At 41.2% G+C, this 20,641-nt stretch carries 27 protein-coding genes; all 27 read left to right on the top strand.

Annotated elements, in window-relative coordinates:
* Nucleotides 1-42 precede the first annotated feature (42 nt).
* The 27 genes from M1G12_RS08435 (at nt 43) to M1G12_RS08305 (ending at nt 20,578) form a co-directional block, all read left to right on the top strand.
* A complete protein-coding gene (locus M1G12_RS08435; RefSeq protein WP_049494994.1) occupies nt 43-381 on the top strand; it encodes a LytTR family DNA-binding domain-containing protein in 339 nt (112 codons plus the stop codon).
* A 4-nt stretch (nt 382-385) separates the two neighbouring features.
* Nucleotides 386-1,123, top strand: a complete 738-nt coding sequence (locus M1G12_RS08430) for a response regulator transcription factor (protein WP_247949744.1) — start codon at nt 386-388, stop codon at nt 1,121-1,123.
* Between the two features lie 13 nt (nt 1,124-1,136).
* Nucleotides 1,137-2,486, top strand: coding sequence for a sensor histidine kinase (locus M1G12_RS08425; protein ID WP_247949743.1), 1,350 nt, complete (start codon nt 1,137-1,139; stop codon nt 2,484-2,486).
* Between the two features lie 91 nt (nt 2,487-2,577).
* Entirely contained in the window at nt 2,578-2,934 is a 357-nt protein-coding gene (locus tag M1G12_RS08420; RefSeq protein WP_084864446.1) for a hypothetical protein, read from the top strand.
* An 839-nt stretch (nt 2,935-3,773) separates the two neighbouring features.
* Nucleotides 3,774-4,178, top strand: a complete 405-nt coding sequence (locus tag M1G12_RS08415) for a hypothetical protein (RefSeq protein ID WP_023947150.1) — start codon at nt 3,774-3,776, stop codon at nt 4,176-4,178.
* 20 nt (nt 4,179-4,198) lie between these two features.
* Entirely contained in the window at nt 4,199-4,426 is a 228-nt protein-coding gene (locus M1G12_RS08410; protein ID WP_001093489.1) for a Blp family class II bacteriocin, read from the top strand.
* Between the two features lie 14 nt (nt 4,427-4,440).
* Nucleotides 4,441-4,761 (top strand): hypothetical protein, encoded by a 321-nt coding sequence (locus M1G12_RS08405; RefSeq protein WP_000645120.1) that lies wholly within the window; start codon nt 4,441-4,443, stop codon nt 4,759-4,761.
* A gap of 28 nt (nt 4,762-4,789) precedes the next feature.
* Nucleotides 4,790-5,194, top strand: coding sequence for a hypothetical protein (locus M1G12_RS08400; protein ID WP_000717993.1), 405 nt, complete (start codon nt 4,790-4,792; stop codon nt 5,192-5,194).
* A gap of 58 nt (nt 5,195-5,252) precedes the next feature.
* Nucleotides 5,253-5,501, top strand: a complete 249-nt coding sequence (gene blpZ, locus M1G12_RS08395; RefSeq protein WP_084864447.1) for an immunity protein BlpZ — start codon at nt 5,253-5,255, stop codon at nt 5,499-5,501.
* A 30-nt stretch (nt 5,502-5,531) separates the two neighbouring features.
* Nucleotides 5,532-6,143: a CPBP family intramembrane glutamic endopeptidase gene (locus M1G12_RS08390; RefSeq protein ID WP_247949742.1), complete on the top strand. Its 612-nt coding sequence runs from the start codon at nt 5,532-5,534 to the stop codon at nt 6,141-6,143.
* A gap of 161 nt (nt 6,144-6,304) precedes the next feature.
* Nucleotides 6,305-7,099 carry a cell cycle regulator CcrZ gene (ccrZ, locus tag M1G12_RS08385; RefSeq protein ID WP_000362999.1) on the top strand — a complete coding sequence of 265 codons (795 nt, stop codon included), beginning with the start codon at nt 6,305-6,307 and terminating at the stop codon, nt 7,097-7,099.
* The gene (gene trmB / locus M1G12_RS08380) at nt 7,096-7,731 is read left to right on the top strand and encodes a tRNA (guanosine(46)-N7)-methyltransferase TrmB (RefSeq protein WP_001266094.1); all 636 of its coding nucleotides are present in this window, start codon (nt 7,096-7,098) and stop codon (nt 7,729-7,731) included. The genes ccrZ and trmB overlap by 4 nt, the downstream gene beginning before the upstream one ends.
* A gap of 126 nt (nt 7,732-7,857) precedes the next feature.
* Nucleotides 7,858-8,337 carry a ribosome maturation factor RimP gene (gene rimP, locus M1G12_RS08375; RefSeq protein WP_000338691.1) on the top strand — a complete coding sequence of 160 codons (480 nt, stop codon included), beginning with the start codon at nt 7,858-7,860 and terminating at the stop codon, nt 8,335-8,337.
* A gap of 43 nt (nt 8,338-8,380) precedes the next feature.
* Nucleotides 8,381-9,517, top strand: coding sequence for a transcription termination factor NusA (gene nusA, locus M1G12_RS08370; RefSeq protein ID WP_023947156.1), 1,137 nt, complete (start codon nt 8,381-8,383; stop codon nt 9,515-9,517).
* Between the two features lie 21 nt (nt 9,518-9,538).
* The gene (rnpM, locus tag M1G12_RS08365) at nt 9,539-9,832 is read left to right on the top strand and encodes an RNase P modulator RnpM (protein WP_000857567.1); all 294 of its coding nucleotides are present in this window, start codon (nt 9,539-9,541) and stop codon (nt 9,830-9,832) included.
* Nucleotides 9,825-10,124: a YlxQ-related RNA-binding protein gene (locus M1G12_RS08360; protein ID WP_023947160.1), complete on the top strand. Its 300-nt coding sequence runs from the start codon at nt 9,825-9,827 to the stop codon at nt 10,122-10,124. The genes rnpM and M1G12_RS08360 overlap by 8 nt, the downstream gene beginning before the upstream one ends.
* A 16-nt stretch (nt 10,125-10,140) precedes the next feature.
* On the top strand, nt 10,141-12,930 hold the full coding sequence (gene infB / locus M1G12_RS08355) for a translation initiation factor IF-2 (protein WP_247942411.1): 2,790 nt from the start codon (nt 10,141-10,143) through the stop codon (nt 12,928-12,930).
* A gap of 251 nt (nt 12,931-13,181) precedes the next feature.
* Nucleotides 13,182-13,532, top strand: coding sequence for a 30S ribosome-binding factor RbfA (gene rbfA, locus M1G12_RS08350; protein WP_020903129.1), 351 nt, complete (start codon nt 13,182-13,184; stop codon nt 13,530-13,532).
* Nucleotides 13,533-13,747: 215 nt separating this feature from the next.
* Nucleotides 13,748-13,930, top strand: a complete 183-nt coding sequence (locus tag M1G12_RS08345) for a hypothetical protein (RefSeq protein ID WP_000522922.1) — start codon at nt 13,748-13,750, stop codon at nt 13,928-13,930.
* Nucleotides 13,927-14,079, top strand: coding sequence for a hypothetical protein (locus tag M1G12_RS08340; RefSeq protein ID WP_247949741.1), 153 nt, complete (start codon nt 13,927-13,929; stop codon nt 14,077-14,079). Before M1G12_RS08345 ends, M1G12_RS08340 begins: the two co-directional genes overlap by 4 nt.
* A gap of 115 nt (nt 14,080-14,194) precedes the next feature.
* Nucleotides 14,195-14,428, top strand: a complete 234-nt coding sequence (locus M1G12_RS08335; RefSeq protein WP_000368739.1) for a DUF1858 domain-containing protein — start codon at nt 14,195-14,197, stop codon at nt 14,426-14,428.
* On the top strand, nt 14,428-15,762 hold the full coding sequence (locus tag M1G12_RS08330; RefSeq protein WP_247949740.1) for a DUF438 domain-containing protein: 1,335 nt from the start codon (nt 14,428-14,430) through the stop codon (nt 15,760-15,762). Before M1G12_RS08335 ends, M1G12_RS08330 begins: the two co-directional genes overlap by 1 nt.
* Nucleotides 15,763-15,771: 9 nt before the next feature.
* Nucleotides 15,772-16,026, top strand: a complete 255-nt coding sequence (locus M1G12_RS08325) for a DUF1912 family protein (RefSeq protein ID WP_000119706.1) — start codon at nt 15,772-15,774, stop codon at nt 16,024-16,026.
* A gap of 95 nt (nt 16,027-16,121) precedes the next feature.
* Nucleotides 16,122-16,517, top strand: a complete 396-nt coding sequence (locus M1G12_RS08320) for a helix-hairpin-helix domain-containing protein (RefSeq protein WP_000038635.1) — start codon at nt 16,122-16,124, stop codon at nt 16,515-16,517.
* A 278-nt stretch (nt 16,518-16,795) separates the two neighbouring features.
* Nucleotides 16,796-17,356 (top strand): GNAT family N-acetyltransferase, encoded by a 561-nt coding sequence (locus M1G12_RS08315; protein ID WP_247949739.1) that lies wholly within the window; start codon nt 16,796-16,798, stop codon nt 17,354-17,356.
* Nucleotides 17,356-17,934: an AAA family ATPase gene (locus tag M1G12_RS08310; protein WP_078228337.1), complete on the top strand. Its 579-nt coding sequence runs from the start codon at nt 17,356-17,358 to the stop codon at nt 17,932-17,934. Before M1G12_RS08315 ends, M1G12_RS08310 begins: the two co-directional genes overlap by 1 nt.
* Nucleotides 17,927-20,578: a valine--tRNA ligase gene (locus tag M1G12_RS08305; RefSeq protein ID WP_247949738.1), complete on the top strand. Its 2,652-nt coding sequence runs from the start codon at nt 17,927-17,929 to the stop codon at nt 20,576-20,578. The genes M1G12_RS08310 and M1G12_RS08305 overlap by 8 nt, the downstream gene beginning before the upstream one ends.
* Nucleotides 20,579-20,641: the final 63 nt, after the last annotated feature.

Raw genomic sequence — 20,641 nt, 5'->3', positions numbered from 1 at the left:
GTTAGATTTTTTCTGTTATTCTCTTCTTAGGAGGAGAATCCAATGAAACATATGATTATTCAGACACAGAAGACAGCCTATAAAGTAAAAGTAGACGATATCTACTATATCCAAGCACATCCAACTAAAGCCCATACTGTACAGATTGTTACAGAAGAGGCTAGTTTTAATATGGTTCAAAATTTAAGTAATCTTGAGAACCAATATGGGGAAACCTTGATGAGATGTCATCGAAATTGTTTGGTCAATCTTGATAAAGTAAAATCGATTGATTTTCAAGAAAGAATCCTTTTTCTTGGAGAAGAAGGTCAATACGCTGTCAAGTATGCCAGACGTCGCTATAGAGAAATTCGTCAAAAATGGTTGAAAGAAGGAGAGTAAGAAGATGAGAATATTTGTTTTAGAAGATGATTTTTCCCAACAGACTAGGATTGAAACGACCATTGAGAAACTTTTGAAGGAACATCATATCACTCTGAGTTCTTTTGAAGTTTTTGGTAAGCCAGACCAGCTGCTGGCAGAGGTGCATGAGAAGGGAGCCCATCAGCTATTCTTTTTGGATATTGAGATTCGAAATGAGGAGATGAAGGGGCTGGAAGTGGCTAGAAAGATTCGGGATCGAGACCCCTATGCCCTGATTGTCTTTGTGACGACTCACTCAGAGTTTATGCCCCTGTCCTTTCGCTACCAAGTGTCTGCTTTGGACTATATTGATAAGGCCTTGTCAGCTGAGGAGTTTGAGTCTCGGATCGAGACAGCCCTTCTCTATGCCAATAGTCAAGACAGTAAAAGTCTGGCGGAAGATTGCTTTTACTTTAAATCAAAATTTGCCCAATTCCAGTATCCTTTTAAAGAGGTTTACTATCTCGAAACGTCGCCCAAATCTCATCATGTCATTCTCTATACCGAGACGGACAGACTGGAATTTACAGCGAGTTTGGAGGAGATTCTTAAGCAGGAGCCTCGTCTCCTGCAGTGCCACCGCTCTTTTCTCATCAATCCTGCAAATGTGGTGCATTTGGATAAGAAAGAAAAACTGCTTTTCTTTCCCAATGGGAGAAGCTGTCTAATTGCGCGTTATAAGGTCAGGGAAGTGTCTGAAGCCATCAATAAATTACACTGAGCTAGGAGAGTTTATGAACATTGCTTGGATATTGTTGTATTTTCTTGTTATTAATGGACTAGAAATTGTCATTTTCTTTAAGGTAGATGGAATTGGTCTCACTTTTGAGAGGATTTTTAAAGCTTTTCTTCTGAAATTTCTTCTAGGGACCATTTTTGCGACTTTTCAATTTTTGGATGTAAGTGAATATTTGTCCTATTTTATAGAACCTTTGTTCGGTATATGTCTATCTTTCTTATTGTTAAGAGGGCTTCCTAAAAAAATCCTTATTTTTTATGGTCTCTTCCCAATGATATTAGTAGAGCTCTTTTACAGAGGTGTTTCCTATTTTGTGCTTCCATTTTTGGGGCAAGGAATTGTAGATGGGGATGGCAATCCTATCTTTTTATTGATTATGATATTCGTTTGCTTCATAGTTTTAGTCTTTTTGAAATGGTTAGACTATGATTTCACTAGATTGAGAAAGGAGTTTCTAGATAAAGGTTTTCAAAAGTCTCTTACTAAGATTAACTGGGTAATGGGGGCTTATTATCTAGTGATGCAAAGTCTATCTTACCTTGAATACCAACAAGGTATTCAATCAACGACAGTTCGCCATTTCATTCTAGTATTTTATCTACTCTTTTTTATGGGGGTTATCAAGAAATTAGATACCTATTTGAAGGAAAAACTTCAGGGAAAACTGAACCGAGAGCAGGTCTTGCGCTATAGAGATATGGAGCGGTATAGTCGGCATATAGAAGAACTTTATAAGGAAGTACGGAGTTTTCGACATGACTACACCAACCTCTTGACCAGTTTACGTCTGGGTATTGAAGAGGAGGATATGGAGCAGATAAAAGAGATTTACGACTCTGTTTTAAAGGATTCCAGTCAGAAATTGCAGGACAATAAATATGACCTGGGCCGATTGGTGAATATTCGTGACCGTGCCCTCAAAAGTCTCCTAGCAGGGAAATTTCTAAAAGCGAGAGATAAGAAGATTATCTTTAATGTCGAAGTTCCTGAGGAGATTCAGGTTGAGGGGATGAGTCTGCTTGATTTTCTAACCATTGTGTCTATCCTTTGTGACAATGCTATTGAAGCCAGTGCAGAGGCTAGTCAACCTCATGTTTCAATCGCTTTTTTTAAAAATGGAGAACAGGAGACCTTTATCATTGAAAACTCCATCAAAGAAGAGAGCATAGATATTTCTGAAATCTTCTCCTTTGGAGCAAGTTCTAAAGGGGAGGAGAGAGGAGTTGGTCTCTATACCGTTATGAAGATTGTGGAAAGTCATCCCAATACCAGTCTCAATACCACCTGTCAAAATCAAGTCTTTCGTCAGGTTTTAACGGTTCACTTGCTGCCGGTTGGTCATTAGAAAATTTGTGAAAAAAGAATTGGCAGAAGCTAACAGATAAAATTTGTCTTTGTCCAGTTTGATTTTTACCATAGTATGCGAGGTATATTAAATGAATAAGAAATCTTTTTTTATCATCTGCTCTACGTTGATCATAGCATCGAATCTTCTCATGATTTCCGTGGTGAACAAGGGAGAAGAAACAGGGAGCAACCTGTTTGTGATTGCTATAGCCTGTGTTATGCTACCAGCCTTTTTATATGCAGTTGAAAACAGACTTACTTCATTGGTAAGAGTAGAATCAATACTCCTGATTCAGTTGACAGTTATATCCCTACTCCGTCTTATCAACAGAATAGGGAGTACGCCTGAAATCCTCAACATTATCATTACCCTTATCGCTTTGGCAAGTGGGACAGCTGCTATCCTTGTTGCGATTATGAGAATATATGAGAACATACGGAAGTGAGGGTGAGTAGTTTTCTATTTTGTATTTTCACATTGTCAAGTTCCCCCAGGGCAAGTATATTTTTCATGCTTGCTTTTTAAATTTTTACAATTCAAGATGTTTTGATGACCATTTATGATTTGGATGGAAAATTTTAAAAAATAGTAGTATACTAACCTTATTAAGGTTGTAATAGGACGAAAGTAAAAAGAGGTATTCCTCGTGAATGCAAAAACAATGTTACAATTGGCTATTATGGTCGCTTAAAGACTTGAGCTTGTGTACTTGGAGGTAATTATGGATTTCAAAAGTTTTCTTATTGTTTTTGTTGTCAGTATGCTTATTTCTTTTATTACTTATTTAATTAGGGGAAAATTTTTAAAATCTCCAAAGAAGAATAAAGATAGATCTAATTAGATAAAAAGATTTTTTATCGCTAGTTTAATCTACAGTGGAGTTTCTTTAATATTGTTTCGCCTGTCAAAATGATATGTGATAGCAGGATAAAAAATCTACAAATTAAGTTGGTATCAATATTGTGTAAAGGGCAAGTATGTTTTTCATGCTTGCTTTTTTAAATTTTTTAACAATTCAAGAGGTTTTGATGACCATTTACGATTTGAGTGATCCAAGAATAAAACGAGTGCTATACTAGCAGTGTAAAGGTTCTAGCTCAACAAACATTCAGGAGGAAATTTTATGAAGAAAAAAATACTTGTCATTTTCATCTTGTATCTGATCATGTCCATATTTCTATATCCGCTTAGGGATAGTGCTTGGTATCATCTATTCTATACCATAGCCTATGTGATTGCGGTTATAATCTATCTTGCTTTAACTAAAAAGAAAGGAGCAAAGAAATGAAAACTTTTCTTGCTAAAAAACGGAACATCTTCCTTGCGAGATTGTTCCTAGGTCAGTTGCCCTTACTTGTCTCCACTTATCTATTTCTATCTCGTCAGTTTTTAAATTTTTCCTTGGTTTTCCAATTTCTCTTAGTGGTTATTAACTTAGCTTCCATTTTGCTCACTGTTTACCTCACTAGGGAAATGAGAATAAGAGAGTTTGAAGATGATGATTTAGTTAGCCCTAAAACCAATCAACTGATGTTCATTGGTTTGACAGGATTTATGTCTATTATCTGTTTGTATAGAGGTATCACAGCAGGAGAATTCTATCAACAATTGATTGCCTATATTGGTGCTATTCTCTGTTTGATAATCATGCTTCTACTCATTTGGGGCTTGAAGTATTATAAAAAGTAGGGGCTAATGAAGTTTTTGTTATGAATACAAAAACGATGTCACAATTTGAAATGATGGATACTGAGATGCTTGCGAAAGTTGAAGGAGGTTTCGGAGGTTGGGGAGATATGGTTGCTGGTTTATTGGGTGGGCTAGCACCTTCTCCAACTTTGGATCAATTAAATGGTAAGTGGCCTATTATACATTTTTCAAAACCATGTGGTCCTTATGGTATAGGGGGAACTCCAAACTCATGTAATGGTATTTAAAAAGGATTGAAGCTATGAAGGCAAAATATGGGAATCAAATTGTTGATGTTTGGGAAATTGGTCAAGCAACTCCTAAACCAAGTTGGGTAGAGGAAGCTTTTCAAAAAAATTATATGGTTTGGTTGGATAATCATGTGCGCATTCTAATGGCAGGTCTTAACACTTCTCTCGAAACGAATATCAAGTTTGGTCTAGTTGGAACAGTTGGAGGAGGATTTGCTGGTTATGGAATGTATGTTCTTGGTTATCCAGGTGATTATATAGATATCACCAATCATAGAGTTGTTTCTGCTAAAACATTTCACAAAAGTTATCAAATTTTAGAAAATGATTAGATATCATTTAATTGTAATGGAGAAAGCAATGAAAAAAATATTTTTTAAAAAACGGAACATCTTCCTTGCGAGATTGTTCTTAGGTCAGTTGCCCTTACTTGTCTCTACTTATCTATTTCTATCACGTCAGTTTTTAAATTTTTCCGTAGTTCTCCAATTTCTTTTAGTGGTTATTAACTTGGCTTCTATTTTGGTCACTGTTTACCTCACTAGAGAAATGAGGATAAGAAAATTTGAAGATGATGATTTGGTTAGTCCTAGAACCAATCAACTCATGTATATCGGCTTGACAGGTTTTATGTCTATTATTTGTTTGTATAGAGGTGTCACAGCAGGAGAATTCTATCAACAACTAATCGCATATATTGGTGCTGTTCTCTGCTTGCTTATCATGCTTCTACTCATTTGGGGTTTGAAGTATTATAAAAAGTAGAGGAAGGGTTTTCTTCTTAATCTGGGACTAGTATATAGTCTAGCAAGAGGAGTTCATCATGTATAAACACTTATTTTTCCTAGATTCAAAAACCTTAGACTGGTTGACACCCTATATTCTAGATTTGGCTTCCGACACTATTGCCTTTAATGTTTTTGTGCTAACCTTTGTATCTGTGGTGGTCTTTTATTTCCTAAATTCCATGCTATCTTTAATAGCTATCTTCTTAGGGGGTGGTTATGTGATTGTATTTTGGATACTCAAATGGTTTGTTTTGGAAAGACTAGAGTTAAAGAATGAGTTGTAGGGAAGTTTGTTTGTTGAGGAGGATAATTTTATGAAGTTTTTTGATAAATTTCATGCCTTTTGTTTTGGATTTTTAGTACTACTAATTGTCATTACAGTTCCTTATACGATTAACCACGGGGATTTTTTTCAAAATGAATCTGAATTGATTATTGTAAGTCTTCTTGTAACCTCGCTGAGTGTTACTTATGCTAGAAAGTTTGAAATGATTTCTTTTGGGATGTTAAGCAAGAAAGAACTTTTGCTTTTCATTGCAATCTTTCTTCTAAGTGTACTTGAGATGCTGGTTTATATTCATTTCTTCGCTATTTCTTCTGGCGCGGGAGTTCAACACTTGGCGGAAGTCAGCAGAGGAATTTCCCTGTCTTTGATTTTGACTTCCTCAGTTTTTGGACCCATCCAGGAGGAACTCATTTTCAGAGGACTTCTTCAAGGTGCGGTTTTTGACAATTCTTGGTTAGGGATTGTACTGACTTCCTCTCTCTTTTCTTTTATGCATGGACCTTCTAATGTCCCTTCGTTTATTTTTTATCTACTTGGGGGGTTCTTGCTGGGCTTTGCTTATAAAAAGAGCCAAAACCTATGGGTTTCTACTCTAGTTCACATGTTTTACAATGCTTGGCCACTCTTATATTATTTATAAAAATCATGAAAAGGTAAGCAGAAGACGGTGCTTGCCTTTTTCTTTCTATAATGATACCCAAGCCAATCCAGAGGCTTTTCTTTGAGAATCGGGTGTGGAGCGGTTGACGAATAGGCCAAAAACTAGTAGAATAGTAAGGAAACTTTATACGGAGGAAAGAAATGGATTTGGGTGATAATGAGCTAACACTGACTCCCATACCTGGGAAAAGTGGCAAGGCTTATATGGGTAGCTATCCTGATGGGAAGCGTATCTTTGTAAAAATGAACACCTCTCCAATCCTACCTGGTCTAGCTAGAGAACAAATTGCTCCACAATTATTATGGAGTCGCCGTTTGGCAGATGGGCGTGATATGTGTGCTCAAGAATGGTTGACAGGCAAAATATTGACCCCCTATGATATGAATCGTAAGCAAATCGTCAATATTTTAACCCGCCTTCATCGCTCACGTCCGTTGATGACACAGTTGAGTCGGTTGGGATATGCCATGGAAACACCTGTAGATTTACTACAGTCTTGGCAGGAAACGGCTCCAGATGCTTTGCGTAAAAATCATTTTATCAGTGAAGTGATGGCTGATTTACGTCAGACTATTCCAGGATTTAGAGAGGACCATGCGACCATTGTCCATGGAGATGTACGACATAGTAATTGGATTGAGACAGATAGTGGCTTGATTTATTTGGTAGATTGGGATTCGGTTCGCTTGACCGACCGCATGTTTGATGTGGCCCATATGCTCTGCCATTATATTCCAGAACATCAGTGGAAGGAATGGTTGACCTACTACGGTTACAAGTACAATCAAACGGTATTAAATAAATTGTATTGGTACGGTCAACTGTCTTATTTGAGCCAGATTTCCAAGTATTATATGAACCAAGATTTAGAAAATGTCAATCGGGAGATCCATGGCTTGCGTCACTTCCGAGACAAGTATGGAAAGAGAAGATGAGAGTTAGAAATCGTAAAGGGGCGACAGAATTACTAGAGGCAAATCCCCAGTATGTGGTCCTCAATCCCTTGGAAGCCAAGGGAAAATGGCGGGACTTGTTTGGCAATGATAATCCCATTCATGTGGAAGTTGGAAGTGGAAAGGGTGCCTTTGTTTCAGGTATGGCCAAGCAAAACCCTGACATCAACTATATCGGGATTGATATTCAAAAGTCTGTTTTGAGTTATGCTTTAGACAAGGTCCTTGAAGTTGGAGTGCCTAATATCAAGCTCTTGTGGGTAGATGGTTCTGACTTGACTGACTACTTTGAAGATGGCGAAATTGATCGCTTGTATCTGAATTTTTCAGATCCATGGCCTAAAAAACGCCATGAAAAGCGTCGTTTGACCTACAAGACTTTCTTGGATACCTTCAAGCGTATCTTACCTGAAAATGGAGAAATTCATTTCAAAACGGATAACCGTGGCTTGTTTGAGTACAGCCTAGTGAGTTTTTCTCAGTATGGCATGAAACTTAATGGTGTCTGGCTAGATTTGCATGCCAGTGATTTTGAAGGCAATGTCATGACAGAATATGAACAAAAATTCTCAAACAAGGGTCAAGTTATCTACCGAGTTGAGGCAGAATTTTAAGAAATAGCCTGAAATCAGGCTGTATAAGTGCTTTTGCTTTACATAAGTTGGCAAACGTGCTATACTAAGAGTAAGAATATGAGAAAGTGAGGCGGGGAAATATCTTCGCCTCTTGCTTATGAGGAGGTGGACGCAATCGCAACAATCGTAGAATTAGTCAGAGAAGTTGTAGAACCTGTCATCCAAGCACCTTTCGAACTCGTGGATATCGAGTATGGAAAGATTGGCAGTGACATGATTCTCAGTATTTTTGTAGATAAACCTGAAGGAATTACCTTGAACGACACGGCAGATTTGACAGAAATAATCAGTCCTGTCCTAGACACTATCAAGCCGGATCCCTTCCCAGAACAATATTTCCTAGAAATCACCAGTCCAGGTTTGGAACGTCCTTTGAAAACGAAGGATGCCGTAGCTGGAGCGGTTGGGAAATACATCCATGTCGGGCTCTACCAAGCCATCGATAAGCAAAAAGTCTTTGAAGGAACTCTGTTGGCCTTTGAAGAGGACGAGTTGACTATGGAATATATGGACAAGACGCGTAAGAAAACGGTCCAAATTCCATACAGTTTAGTATCAAAAGCACGTTTAGCAGTAAAATTATAGAAAAAGAAAGGATAGCTTTTGAGGATTCAAAAGTGAAGAAAACATGAGTAAAGAAATGCTAGAGGCCTTCCGCATTTTGGAAGAAGACAAGGGAATCAAAAAAGAAGACATCATCGACGCAGTAGTAGAGTCGCTTCGTTCCGCTTATCGCAGACGCTATGGTCAATCAGACAGCGTAGCTATTGATTTCAATGAAAAAACAGGTGATTTCACAGTCTATACTGTTCGTGAAGTTGTGGATGAAGTCTTTGATAGCCGTTTGGAAATCAGCTTGAAAGATGCTCTTGCCATTAATTCAGCCTACGAGCTTGGTGACAAGATCAAGTTTGAAGAAGCACCTGCTGAGTTTGGTCGTGTAGCAGCTCAATCTGCCAAACAAACCATCATGGAAAAAATGCGCAAGCAAACACGTGCCATCACTTACAATACTTACAAAGAACATGAGCAAGAAATCATGTCTGGTACAGTAGAACGCTTTGACAACCGCTTTATCTATGTCAACCTCGGCAGCATCGAAGCCCAATTGTCAAAACAAGACCAAATTCCTGGTGAAGTTTTTGCTTCTCATGATCGTATTGAAGTTTATGTTTACAAGGTTGAAGACAACCCTCGTGGTGTCAACGTCTTTGTTAGCCGTAGCCATCCAGAAATGATCAAACGTTTGATGGAGCAAGAAATTCCAGAAGTTTATGATGGAACTGTTGAAATCATGAGCGTAGCTCGTGAAGCTGGTGACCGTACTAAGGTTGCAGTTCGTAGCCATAATCCAAACGTGGACGCTATCGGTACAATCGTTGGACGTGGTGGTGCTAATATCAAGAAGATTACTAGCAAATTCCACCCAGCACGTTACGATGCCAAGAGCGACCGTATGGTGCCAATCGAAGAAAACATCGACGTTATCGAGTGGGTAGCAGATCCAGCTGAATTTATCTACAATGCCATCGCTCCTGCTGAAGTTGACCAAGTTATCTTTGACGAAAACGATAGCAAGCGTGCCTTGGTTGTTGTACCAGACAACAAACTTTCTCTTGCTATCGGTCGTCGTGGGCAAAACGTTCGCTTGGCAGCTCACTTGACTGGTTACCGTATCGATATCAAGTCTGCTAGTGAATTTGAAGCCATGGAAGAAACTGGTTCGGTAGGTTTGGAAGCAGAAAACGATACTGTAGAAGAATAAAAGCTGCTAGAGGAGGGAAAGATGAAAACGAGAAAAATCCCTTTGCGCAAGTCTGTTGTGTCTAACGAAGTGATTGATAAACGTGATTTGCTCCGCATTGTCAAGAACAAGGAAGGACAAGTCTTTATCGATCCGACAGGCAAGGCCAATGGCCGCGGCGCTTATATCAAGCTAGACAATAAAGAAGCCCTAGAGGCTAAAAAGAAGAAGGTCTTTAACCGTAGCTTTGACATGGAAGTGGAAGAAAGCTTTTATGACGAGTTGATCGCTTATGTGGATCACAAAGTGAAAAGAAGAGAGTTAGGACTTGAATAAGCAAAAGATAAGTAATCTCTTGGGACTTGCTCAGCGAGCAGGGCGGATTGTATCGGGTGAGGAATTGGTGGTCAAGGCCATTCAAGATGGCAAGGCCAAGATGGTCTTTCTAGCCCATGATGCTGGACCCAATCTAACCAAGAAGATTCAAGATAAAAGTCATTATTATCAAGTAGAAATTGTAACCGTGTTTTCAACACTGGAATTAAGCATAGCAGTCGGAAAATCGAGAAAGGTTTTGGCTGTGACAGATGCTGGATTTACAAAGAAAATGAGGTCTCTTATGGAATAGAAGAGGAGGACATGATTTGTCTAAGAAAAGATTGTACGAAATCGCAAAAGAACTTGGAAAAGAAAGTAAAGAAGTTGTAGCGCGTGCAAAAGAGTTGGGCTTGGATGTGAAAAGCCACTCATCAAGTGTGGAAGAAGCTGTCGCTGCAAAAATCGCTGCTAGCTTTAAGCCTGCTGCTCCGAAAACAGAAGCAAAACCTGTAGCACCAAAAGCAAGTGCAGAAAAGAAAACCGAAAAATCTGAGCCAGCTAAACCAGCTGTAGCCAAGGAAGAGGCAAAAGCGGCTGAGCCAGTTGCTCCTAAAACAGAAAAAGTAGCAGCTAAACCACAAAGCCGTAATTTCAAGGCTGAACGTGAAGCTCGTGCCAAAGAACAGGCAGAACGACGCAAGCAAAATAAGGGCAATAACCGTGACCAACAACAAAATGGGAACCGTCAGAAAAATGACGGCCGTAATGGTGGAAAACAAGGTCAAGGCAACCGCGACAATCGTCGTTTTAATGACCAAGCTAAGAGACAGCAAGGTCAGCAAAATCGTGGAAACGATCGCCGTCAACAAGAGGACAAACGTCCAAATCAAGCGGCTCCACGCATTGACTTTAAAGCCCGTGCAGCAGCATTGAAAGCAGAGCAAAACGCAGAGTACGCTCGTTCAAGCGAGGAACGTTTCAAGCAGACTCAGGCTGCCAAAGAAGCCTTGGCTCAAGCTAACAAACGCAAGGAACCAGAGGAAATCTTTGAAGAAGCTGCTAAGTTAGCTGAACAAGCACAACAAGTTCAAGCAGTGGTTGAAACAGCTCCTGTGAAAAAAGAAGTTGCAGTGGATACACGTCGTAAGAAGCAAGCCCGACCAGACAAAGAACGTGACGATTACGATCGCGAAGAAGATGGTCCTAGAAAACAACAAAAGAATCGAAGTAGTCAAAATCAAGTGAGAAATCAAAGAAATAGTAACTGGAATAACAACAAAAAGAACAAAAAAGGCAATAACAAGAACAACCGCAATCAGACTCCAAAACCTGTTACGGAGCGTAAATTCCATGAATTGCCGACAGAATTTGAATATACAGATGGTATGACTGTTGCGGAAATCGCAAAACGTATCAAACGTGAACCAGCTGAAATCGTTAAGAAACTCTTTATGATGGGTGTCATGGCCACACAAAACCAATCCTTGGATGGGGAAACAATTGAACTCCTCATGGTGGATTATGGTATCGAAGCCAAACAAAAGGTTGAAGTGGACAATGCCGACATCGAACGTTTCTTTGTCGAAGATGGTTATCTCAATGAAGATGAATTAGTTGAGCGTCCACCAGTTGTAACTATCATGGGACACGTTGACCACGGTAAAACAACACTCCTAGATACCCTTCGTAACTCTCGTGTTGCGACAGGTGAAGCAGGTGGTATCACTCAGCATATTGGTGCCTACCAAATCGTGGAAAATGGCAAGAAGATTACCTTCCTTGATACACCAGGACACGCGGCTTTTACATCTATGCGTGCGCGTGGTGCTTCTGTTACCGATATTACTATCTTGGTTGTAGCGGCAGATGACGGGGTTATGCCTCAGACTATCGAAGCCATTAACCACTCAAAAGCGGCCAACGTTCCAATCATCGTAGCCATTAACAAGATTGATAAACCAGGTGCTAACCCAGAACGCGTTATCGGTGAATTGGCAGAGCATGGTGTTATGTCAACTGCTTGGGGTGGAGATTCTGAATTTGTTGAAATCTCAGCTAAATTCAACCAAAATATCGAAGAATTGTTGGAAACAGTCCTTCTTGTGGCTGAAATCCAAGAACTCAAGGCAGACCCAACAGTGCGTGCGATCGGTACAGTTATCGAAGCTCGCTTGGATAAAGGAAAAGGTGCGGTCGCAACCCTTCTTGTTCAACAAGGTACCTTGAATGTTCAAGACCCAATCGTTGTCGGAAATACCTTCGGTCGTGTCCGTGCTATGACCAATGACCTTGGTCGTCGTGTTAAGGTTGCAGGGCCATCAACACCAGTTTCAATCACAGGTTTGAACGAAGCACCGATGGCGGGTGACCACTTTGCCGTTTACGAAGATGAAAAATCTGCGCGTGCAGCAGGTGAAGAACGTGCCAAACGTGCTCTCATGAAACAACGTCAAGCTACTCAACGTGTCAGCCTTGAAAACCTCTTTGATACCCTTAAAGCTGGTGAACTCAAGTCAGTTAACGTGATCATCAAGGCCGACGTACAAGGTTCTGTTGAAGCCCTTTCTGCCTCACTTCAGAAAATCGATGTGGAAGGTGTTAAAGTTACTATCGTTCACTCAGCGGTCGGTGCTATCAACGAATCAGACGTAACCCTTGCCGAAGCTTCAAATGCCTTTATCGTTGGTTTCAACGTACGCCCTACACCACAAGCTCGTCAACAAGCAGAAGCTGACGATGTTGAGATCCGTCTCCACAGTATTATCTACAAGGTTATCGAAGAGATGGAAGAAGCTATGAAAGGGATGCTTGATCCAGAATTTGAAGAAAAAGTTATTGGTGAAGCAGTTATTCGTGAAACCTTCAAGGTGTCTAAAGTGGGAACTATCGGTGGATTCATGGTTATCAATGGTAAGGTTACCCGTGACTCTAAAGTCCGTGTTATCCGTGACGGTGTCGTTATCTATGACGGTGAACTCGCAAGCTTGAAACACTACAAAGACGACGTTAAGGAAGTTACAAACGGTCGTGAAGGTGGATTGATGATCGATGGCTACAATGATATCAAGACTGATGATGTGATTGAGGCCTACGTCATGGAAGAAATCAAGAGATAAGATTTTTTGCTCCTTTCTTAGGTGGTGAGGGACGCAAGCAAACCGATGGTTTCATTGCTTATTTTTGAGCCTAGAGTCTCAAAAATCCCCTGTGATGGGACTGATAAATCAGTTCCATCACTTTCACCACGGCGAAAGAAGCAGATGATTTCAAATTGAACTTCGTTCCAATTTGAAATGAAAATCAATAAATTTAAAAATAGCTAGGTCTGCTGGCCTAGCTTTTGGTTCAAAGTAGAGAAAGGAATATCATGGCAAATCATTTCCGTATGGATCGTGTGGGCATGGAAATCAAGCGTGAAGTCAATGAGATTTTGCAAAAGAAAGTCCGTGATCCGCGTGTCCAAGGCGTGACCATCACAGATGTTCAGATGCTAGGTGACTTGTCTGTTGCCAAGGTTTACTACACCATTTTGAGTAACCTTGCTTCAGATAATCAAAAAGCCCAAATCGGGCTTGAAAAAGCAACTGGTACCATCAAACGTGAACTTGGTCGCAATTTGAAATTGTACAAAATCCCAGATTTGACTTTCGTCAAAGACGAATCCATCGAATATGGAAACAAGATTGACGAAATGCTACGCAATCTGGATAAAAACTAAGAAGAGGGGCAACCCTCTTTTTTGGTGGAGGAAAAGGCAATAAAACATGCTGGCGGAATCTTTCCAGAGTTAAACATTATTAAAAAGCTTTATAAAATTCAACTTGTATGATATTATAGGACATGAAAGAGTGAGATAAAACGATTTTTCAGCGATAGCCAGCAAGGCTGGTATCGTTAATATTTTGAGACTGTAGTTAAACGAGGGAAGATAAGATGGGACTCATAAAAATTCTAGCTAAAACTTACGGGAATTACTTTTTGACCATGCAAGGTGTAAAAGTGATGAAAACGATAAAGAAAGATGACCATGCCGTTGTCGGTCTAGGGAAACTTTTTATTGCCGACAAGTTAATGGATACGGCTCGGTGGCTCATCAAGCCAGAGGAGAGAGAATGAAATTTTTCTGGGGACTTCTTGCTATTCTTTTTATCAAACCGATTATTGGGATTTTGAAATTCTTTTGGATGATCATCTCTTTTGCAGTCCAATTGCTGTTTTACAAGCTATTATTTAAAATATTGGATTGGCTCTTTAAACTTATTTAGATGGTAATCCAAGTCGCATAGAACTAGCAGGAACTTCACTGCTAGTTTTTTAATCTCTTTCCTTATGGTATAATAAAATAAATAATATCATTTATAAACGATAATGGAGGTCGTCATGGACAATATCATCGATGTTTCAATTCCTGTTGCAGAAGTGGTGGACAAGCATCCAGAAGTCTTGGAAATTCTAGTGGAGTTGGGTTTTAAACCTCTTGCTAATCCCTTGATGCGCAACACAGTCGGTCGTAAAGTATCGCTCAAACAGGGTTCTAAGCTGGAAGGAACCCCTATGGACAAGATTGTCCGCACGCTGGAAGCAAACGGCTACGAAGTGATTGGGTTAGACTAATGGCAGATGAACGGATTCATATCCTACGGGATATTTTGTTAGAACTGCACAATGGCGCCTCTCCTGAGTCGGTTCAGGAGCGTTTTGATGCGACCTTTACAGGTGTTTCAGCTATCGAGATTTCCCTCATGGAGCACGAGCTGATGAACTCAGACTCAGGTGTTACCTTTGAAGATGTCATGGAACTCTGTGATGTCCATGCCAATCTTTTTAAAAATGCTGTTAAGGATGTCGAAGTTGCAGATACCGAGCACCCAGGTCACCCAGTTCGGATTTTCAAAGAAGAAAATCTAGCCCTCCGTGCGGCCTTGATTCGTATTCGGAGATTGTTGGATACCTATGAGTCTATGGAAGATGAAGAAATGCTTGCGGAGATGCGTAAGGGTTTGGTGCGTCAGATGGGACTTGTGGGGCAATTTGACATCCACTATCAGCGTAAGGAAGAGCTCTTTTTCCCCATCATGGAGCGCTATGGTCACGATTCGCCTCCTAAAGTTATGTGGGGAGTGGATGACCAGATTAGGGAACTCTTTCAAACAGCTTTAGCGACAGCCAAGTCACTACCAGACGTGTCGATTTCCACTGTAAAAGAAGATTTTGAAGCCTTTGCGACAGAGTTTGAAAGTATGATTTTCAAGGAAGAGTCCATCCTTCTCATGATTCTCCTTGAGTCCTTTACTCAGGATGACTGGCTTCAGATTGCAGAGGAGAGCGATGCCTACGGCTATGCCATCATCCGTCCGTCTGAGAAATGGGTTCCAGAACGTCAGAGTTTCGTTGAGGAAAAGATTGCAGAGGAGCCCGTACAGTTAGATACGGCAGAGGGTCAAGTTCAGCAAGTTATCGATACGCCAGAAGGCCAGTTTACTATTACCTTTACCCCTAAGGAAAAGGAAGCAGTGCTGGACCGCCATAGTCAACAGGCTTTTGGCAATGGCTATCTTTCAGTCGAGCAGGCCAACCTCATTCTCAATCACCTCCCTATGGAGATTACTTTTGTCAATAAAGACGACATTTTCCAGTATTATAATGACAATACGCCAGCTGATGAGATGATTTTCAAACGGACACCGTCCCAAGTCGGGCGGAATGTCGAACTCTGTCATCCGCCTAAGTACTTGGACAAGGTCAAGACTATCATGAAGGGGCTTCGTGAAGGTACTAAGGATAAGTATGAAATGTGGTTCAAGTCTGAGTCGCGAGGCAAGTTTGTCCACATCACCTACGCTGCAGTGCACGATGAAAACGGAGAATTCCAAGGTGTGCTGGAATACGTTCAGGATATCCAGCCCTACCGTGAGATTGACACGGACTATTTCCGTGGATTAGAATAAGGAGAAAAAATGAGTTACGAACAAGAATTTATGAAGGAATTTGAAGCCTGGGTCAACACCCAGATCATGATCAACGACATGGCGCACAAGGAAAGTCAAAAAGTCTACGAAGAAGACCAAGACGAACGTGCCAAAGATGCCATGATTCGCTATGAAAGCCGCTTGGATGCCTATCAGTTCTTGCTTGGAAAATTTGAAAATTTCAAGGCAGGGAAGGGCTTCCATGATTTGCCAGATGGCTTATTCGGTGAGCGAAATTATTAAACGAGATAGATTCTTGATTTTTTACTAAAATCTTGATAGAATATTTACATTAAATCCTTGTCAGAGCAGGGGTTTTTTATTGAAAGGATTTTATCATGTCAAAGAAACTCAATCGTAAAAAACAATTACGAAATAGCCTCCGTCGTGCAGGTGCTTTTTCAAGTACTGTGACTAAGGTTGTAGAAGAGACAAAGAAAGTCGTAAAACGTGCAGAACAGTCAGCAAGCCAAGCTGGTAAAGCTGTTTCTAAAAAAGTTGAACAAGCAGTAGAAGCTACCAAAGAGCAAGCTCAAAAAGTAGCCAATTCTGTAGAAGATTTTGCAGCAAACTTGGGTGGACTTCCACTTGACCGTGCCAAAACTTTCTATGATGAAGGAATCAAGTCTGCGTCAGATTTCAAAAACTGGACTGAAAAAGAACTCCTTGCCTTGAAAGGAATCGGCCCAGCTACCATCAAGAAATTGAAAGAAAACGGCATCAAGTTCAAGTAATCTTTCTTGTCCCTTGCAATTCTAAGAAAAACTTGCTACAATAGAGCCATTAGAGGTGTTTTGAATCCCGCATTTTACAGAAAGTGGCGACGCTGAGAAGTCCACAAATGTGTCAAAACTAGTTGCTAATGGATGAAAAATTGAAATAAAAGTGTCTTTTTGTTTTAAAGACGAGAGTTGCGGGCAACTGCCCGAAATTGGGTGGTACCGCGGATAAACACATTCGTCCCTGTCATGGATATGGCAGGGGCATTTTTTATGGGAAGCGAGGTAGGAAGATGGAGCAAGCACAATTACCAGAACGGTTAGAAACAGCGCGTTTAGTCTTAAGAGTCCGTACAGTGGCGGATGCAGAGGATATCTTTGATTATGCTAGTTTGCCAGAGGTCGCCTATCCAGCAGGTTTTCCTCCAGTCAAGACCTTGGAAAATGAGATTTATTATCTAGAGCATATCCTTCCTGAACGCAATGAAAAGGACAATCTCCCAGCGGGCTATGGAATTGTCGTTAAAGGAACCGATAAGGTCATAGGCTCTGTTGATTTCCCTCGTCGTCACGAGGATGATGTCTTGGAGATTGGCTATACCTTACATCCAGACTATTGGGGTCTAGGTTATGTTCCAGAAACTGCGAGTACCTTGATTGATTTAGCTTTTAAAGAACTTGGTCTTCACAAGATTGAGCTGACTTGTTTTGGCTACAATGTCCAAAGTCAACGAGTCGCAGAGAAACTTGGCTTTACCTTAGAAGCTCGCATTCGAGACCGCAAAGATGCCCAAGGCAACCGCTGTGACAGTCTGATATATGGCTTGCTGAGAAGTGAGTGGGAGGTGATTTGATGCATCTTTTCATCATTGGTGCTCCAGCCTCAGGAAAAATGACGATTGGTCAAGAACTGTCTCGACTGACGGATGCTACCCTATTTTATAACCATCAAGCCATCGATTTTGCACTAGAAATCTATCAGGATTATACAGAGGAGATGTGGGAATTTGTTCGTGGAATTACCTTTTCTTTCCTTGGAGCAAGTGCAAGAAATCAGCGATCAGTAATTTTAACAGACGTAATTGATTTTTCAAATCAGTACCAGCTGATGTATTTGAAGCAAATTCAAGATTTGTTGAATGACTATCATCAAGAGATTCTTTTTGTTGAATTGGAAACAAGCCTTGAAGAACGCTTACATAGAAATCGAACGGAGAACCGGTTGAAGCACAAACCCTTGAAACGACATATTGAGGTATCTGAAAGAGAAATTTTAGAGACCGCTGAAACACTTCAATTAAATTCCCAGCATCAACTGAATGAGTTGCACCACTACTTTAAAATAAATAATACGAATTTGTCTGCAGAAGAAGCTGCTAAGCAGATTCAAGATAAAATGAATACAATAGAGAAAGGACACACACATGTCTAAAGAACTTTCACCTAAATACAATCCAGCCGAGGTTGAGGCTGGTCGTTACCAAAAATGGCTTGATGCTGATGTTTTCAAGCCTTCAGGCGATCAAAAAGCCAAGCCTTATTCAATCGTGATTCCACCACCAAACGTAACTGGGAAACTTCACCTTGGTCACGCTTGGGATACGACTTTGCAGGATATCATCATCCGTCAAAAACGCATGCAAGGCTTTGATACCCTTTGGCTTCCAGGAATGGACCATGCTGGGATTGCAACTCAGGCTAAGGTTGAGGAGCGCTTGCGTGGTGAGGGCATTTCCCGCTATGATCTTGGTCGTGAGAAATTCCTCGAGAAAGTCTGGGAATGGAAAGACGAATATGCCACTACCATCAAGGAACAATGGGGCAAGATGGGGCTCTCTGTAGACTACTCTCGCGAGCGTTTCACTCTTGACGAAGGCTTGTCGAAAGCCGTTCGCAAGGTCTTTGTGGACCTTTACAAGAAAGGCTGGATCTACCGTGGTGAGTTTATCATCAACTGGGACCCAGCTGCTCGCACAGCCCTTTCTGATATCGAGGTTATCCATAAGGATGTCGAAGGTGCCTTCTACCACATGAACTACATGCTGGAAGACGGTTCACGCGCCCTTGAAGTTGCTACAACTCGTCCTGAGACTATGTTTGGGGACGTTGCGGTTGCGGTCAATCCAGAAGACCCACGCTACAAGGATTTGATCGGTAAAAACGTCATCCTTCCAATCGCTAATAAACTCATCCCAATCGTTGGAGATGAGCACGCAGATCCTGAGTTTGGTACTGGTGTCGTAAAAATAACACCTGCCCACGATCCAAACGACTTCTTGGTTGGTCAACGCCACAACTTGCCACAAGTCAACGTCATGAACGACGACGGAACTATGAACGAGCTTGCCTTTGAATTTGCAGGTATGGATCGTTTTGAAGCTCGTAAGGCAGTCGTGGCTAAGTTGGAAGAAATCGGTGCCCTCGTTAAAATCGAAAAACGTGTCCACAGTGTTGGTCACTCAGAGCGTACAGGTGTTGTGGTTGAGCCACGCTTGTCTACTCAATGGTTCGTCAAGATGGACCAATTGGCTAAGAATGCCATTGCCAACCAAGACACAGAGGACAAGGTAGAATTCTACCCACCTCGTTTCAATGATACCTTCCTCCAATGGATGGAAAATGTCCACGACTGGGTAATCTCTCGTCAGCTCTGGTGGGGTCACCAAATCCCTGCTTGGTACAATGCCGAGGGTGAAATGTACGTTGGCGAAGAAGCTCCAGAAGGCGACGGTTGGACTCAGGACGAAGACGTCTTGGATACTTGGTTCAGTTCTGCCCTTTGGCCATTCTCAACCATGGGCTGGCCTGATGTGGACTCAGAAGACTTCAAGCGCTACTTCCCAACTTCAACCTTGGTAACAGGTTACGACATCATCTTCTTCTGGGTGTCTCGTATGATCTTCCAATCCTTGGAATTCACTGGCCGTCAGCCATTCCAAAACGTGTTGATCCACGGTCTCATCCGTGACGAGCAAGGACGCAAGATGTCTAAATCTCTCGGTAACGGTATTGACCCAATGGATGTCATCGAGAAATACGGTGCCGATGCCCTTCGTTGGTTCCTTTCAAATGGTTCTGCACCAGGCCAAGACGTGCGCTTCTCTTACGAGAAAATGGATGCTTCATGGAACTTCATTAACAAAATTTGGAACATCTCTCGCTACATCCTCATGAACAATGAAGGTTTGACCCTTGAGCAAGCAACTGCCAATGTCGAAAAAGTGGTCAACAAGGAAGCTGGAAATGTCACTGACCGCTGGATTCTCCACAACCTCAATGAAACTATCGGCAAAGCAACTGCAAACTTTGATAAGTTTGAATTTGGTGTGGCTGGTCACATCCTCTACAACTTCATCTGGGATGAGTTTGCGGACTGGTACGTTGAATTGACTAAGGAAGTCCTTTATAGCGACAACGAAGAAGAGAAAGTCATTACACGTTCTGTTCTCCTTTACACTTTGGATAAGATTCTTCGTCTCCTTCACCCAATCATGCCATTTGTGACAGAGGAAATCTTTGGACAAATCTCAGAAGGTTCTATTGTCACAGCTGCTTACCCAACTGTCAACCCATCTTTTGAAGACCTTGCGGCCCACACAGGTGTCGAAAGTCTCAAAGACTTGATTCGTGCTGTTCGTAATGCGCGTGCGGAAGTAAACGTAGCACCAAGCAAACCTATCACTATCCTTGTTAAAACAAGCGATAGCGACTTGGAAGCCTTCTTTAACAGCAATGTCAACTACATCAAACGCTTCACAAATCCAGAACACTTGGAAATCGCATCAAATATTCCTGCACCTGAACTCGCTATGTCGAGCGTTATCACAGGAGCAGAAATCTACCTACCACTGGCAGACCTCCTCAATGTCGAAGAAGAACTGGCTCGTCTCGATAAAGAACTGGCTAAATGGCAAAAAGAACTGGACATGGTTGGTAAGAAACTCTCTAACGAACGCTTCGTAGCCAATGCCAAACCAGAAGTCGTCCAAAAAGAACGCGACAAACAAGCCGATTACCAAGCGAAGTACGACGCGACAGTCGCACGTATTGATGAGATGAAGAAGTTGGTGAAATAAACTAAAAATGAGCAGATTCTGATGTAAGTTTGTATCTTCAGGACTGCTTTTTTGCCTAATTTA

The sequence above is a fragment of the Streptococcus mitis genome (assembly GCF_023110375.1).
Taxonomy (GTDB): Bacteria; Bacillota; Bacilli; order Lactobacillales; family Streptococcaceae; genus Streptococcus; species Streptococcus mitis_CI.
The sequence above is the reverse complement of the archived record's forward strand: the minus strand, read 5'-3'. Positions and strand labels throughout refer to the sequence as shown.

Bases quoted from the DNA above. Each gene is read 5' to 3' on its own strand.
- M1G12_RS08435 (WP_049494994.1), top strand. From the start codon at position 43: ATGAAACATATGATTATTCAGACACAGAAGACAGCCTATAAAGTAAAA.
- M1G12_RS08430 (WP_247949744.1), top strand. From the start codon at position 386: ATGAGAATATTTGTTTTAGAAGATGATTTTTCCCAACAGACTAGGATT.
- M1G12_RS08425 (WP_247949743.1), top strand. From the start codon at position 1,137: ATGAACATTGCTTGGATATTGTTGTATTTTCTTGTTATTAATGGACTA.
- M1G12_RS08420 (WP_084864446.1), top strand. From the start codon at position 2,578: ATGAATAAGAAATCTTTTTTTATCATCTGCTCTACGTTGATCATAGCA.
- M1G12_RS08415 (WP_023947150.1), top strand. From the start codon at position 3,774: ATGAAAACTTTTCTTGCTAAAAAACGGAACATCTTCCTTGCGAGATTG.
- M1G12_RS08410 (WP_001093489.1), top strand. From the start codon at position 4,199: ATGAATACAAAAACGATGTCACAATTTGAAATGATGGATACTGAGATG.
- M1G12_RS08405 (WP_000645120.1), top strand. From the start codon at position 4,441: ATGAAGGCAAAATATGGGAATCAAATTGTTGATGTTTGGGAAATTGGT.
- M1G12_RS08400 (WP_000717993.1), top strand. From the start codon at position 4,790: ATGAAAAAAATATTTTTTAAAAAACGGAACATCTTCCTTGCGAGATTG.
- blpZ (WP_084864447.1), top strand. From the start codon at position 5,253: ATGTATAAACACTTATTTTTCCTAGATTCAAAAACCTTAGACTGGTTG.
- M1G12_RS08390 (WP_247949742.1), top strand. From the start codon at position 5,532: ATGAAGTTTTTTGATAAATTTCATGCCTTTTGTTTTGGATTTTTAGTA.
- ccrZ (WP_000362999.1), top strand. From the start codon at position 6,305: ATGGATTTGGGTGATAATGAGCTAACACTGACTCCCATACCTGGGAAA.
- trmB (WP_001266094.1), top strand. From the start codon at position 7,096: ATGAGAGTTAGAAATCGTAAAGGGGCGACAGAATTACTAGAGGCAAAT.
- nusA (WP_023947156.1), top strand. From the start codon at position 8,381: ATGAGTAAAGAAATGCTAGAGGCCTTCCGCATTTTGGAAGAAGACAAG.
- rnpM (WP_000857567.1), top strand. From the start codon at position 9,539: ATGAAAACGAGAAAAATCCCTTTGCGCAAGTCTGTTGTGTCTAACGAA.
- rbfA (WP_020903129.1), top strand. From the start codon at position 13,182: ATGGCAAATCATTTCCGTATGGATCGTGTGGGCATGGAAATCAAGCGT.
- M1G12_RS08345 (WP_000522922.1), top strand. From the start codon at position 13,748: ATGGGACTCATAAAAATTCTAGCTAAAACTTACGGGAATTACTTTTTG.
- M1G12_RS08340 (WP_247949741.1), top strand. From the start codon at position 13,927: ATGAAATTTTTCTGGGGACTTCTTGCTATTCTTTTTATCAAACCGATT.
- M1G12_RS08335 (WP_000368739.1), top strand. From the start codon at position 14,195: ATGGACAATATCATCGATGTTTCAATTCCTGTTGCAGAAGTGGTGGAC.
- M1G12_RS08330 (WP_247949740.1), top strand. From the start codon at position 14,428: ATGGCAGATGAACGGATTCATATCCTACGGGATATTTTGTTAGAACTG.
- M1G12_RS08325 (WP_000119706.1), top strand. From the start codon at position 15,772: ATGAGTTACGAACAAGAATTTATGAAGGAATTTGAAGCCTGGGTCAAC.
- M1G12_RS08320 (WP_000038635.1), top strand. From the start codon at position 16,122: ATGTCAAAGAAACTCAATCGTAAAAAACAATTACGAAATAGCCTCCGT.
- M1G12_RS08315 (WP_247949739.1), top strand. From the start codon at position 16,796: ATGGAGCAAGCACAATTACCAGAACGGTTAGAAACAGCGCGTTTAGTC.
- M1G12_RS08310 (WP_078228337.1), top strand. From the start codon at position 17,356: ATGCATCTTTTCATCATTGGTGCTCCAGCCTCAGGAAAAATGACGATT.
- M1G12_RS08305 (WP_247949738.1), top strand. From the start codon at position 17,927: ATGTCTAAAGAACTTTCACCTAAATACAATCCAGCCGAGGTTGAGGCT.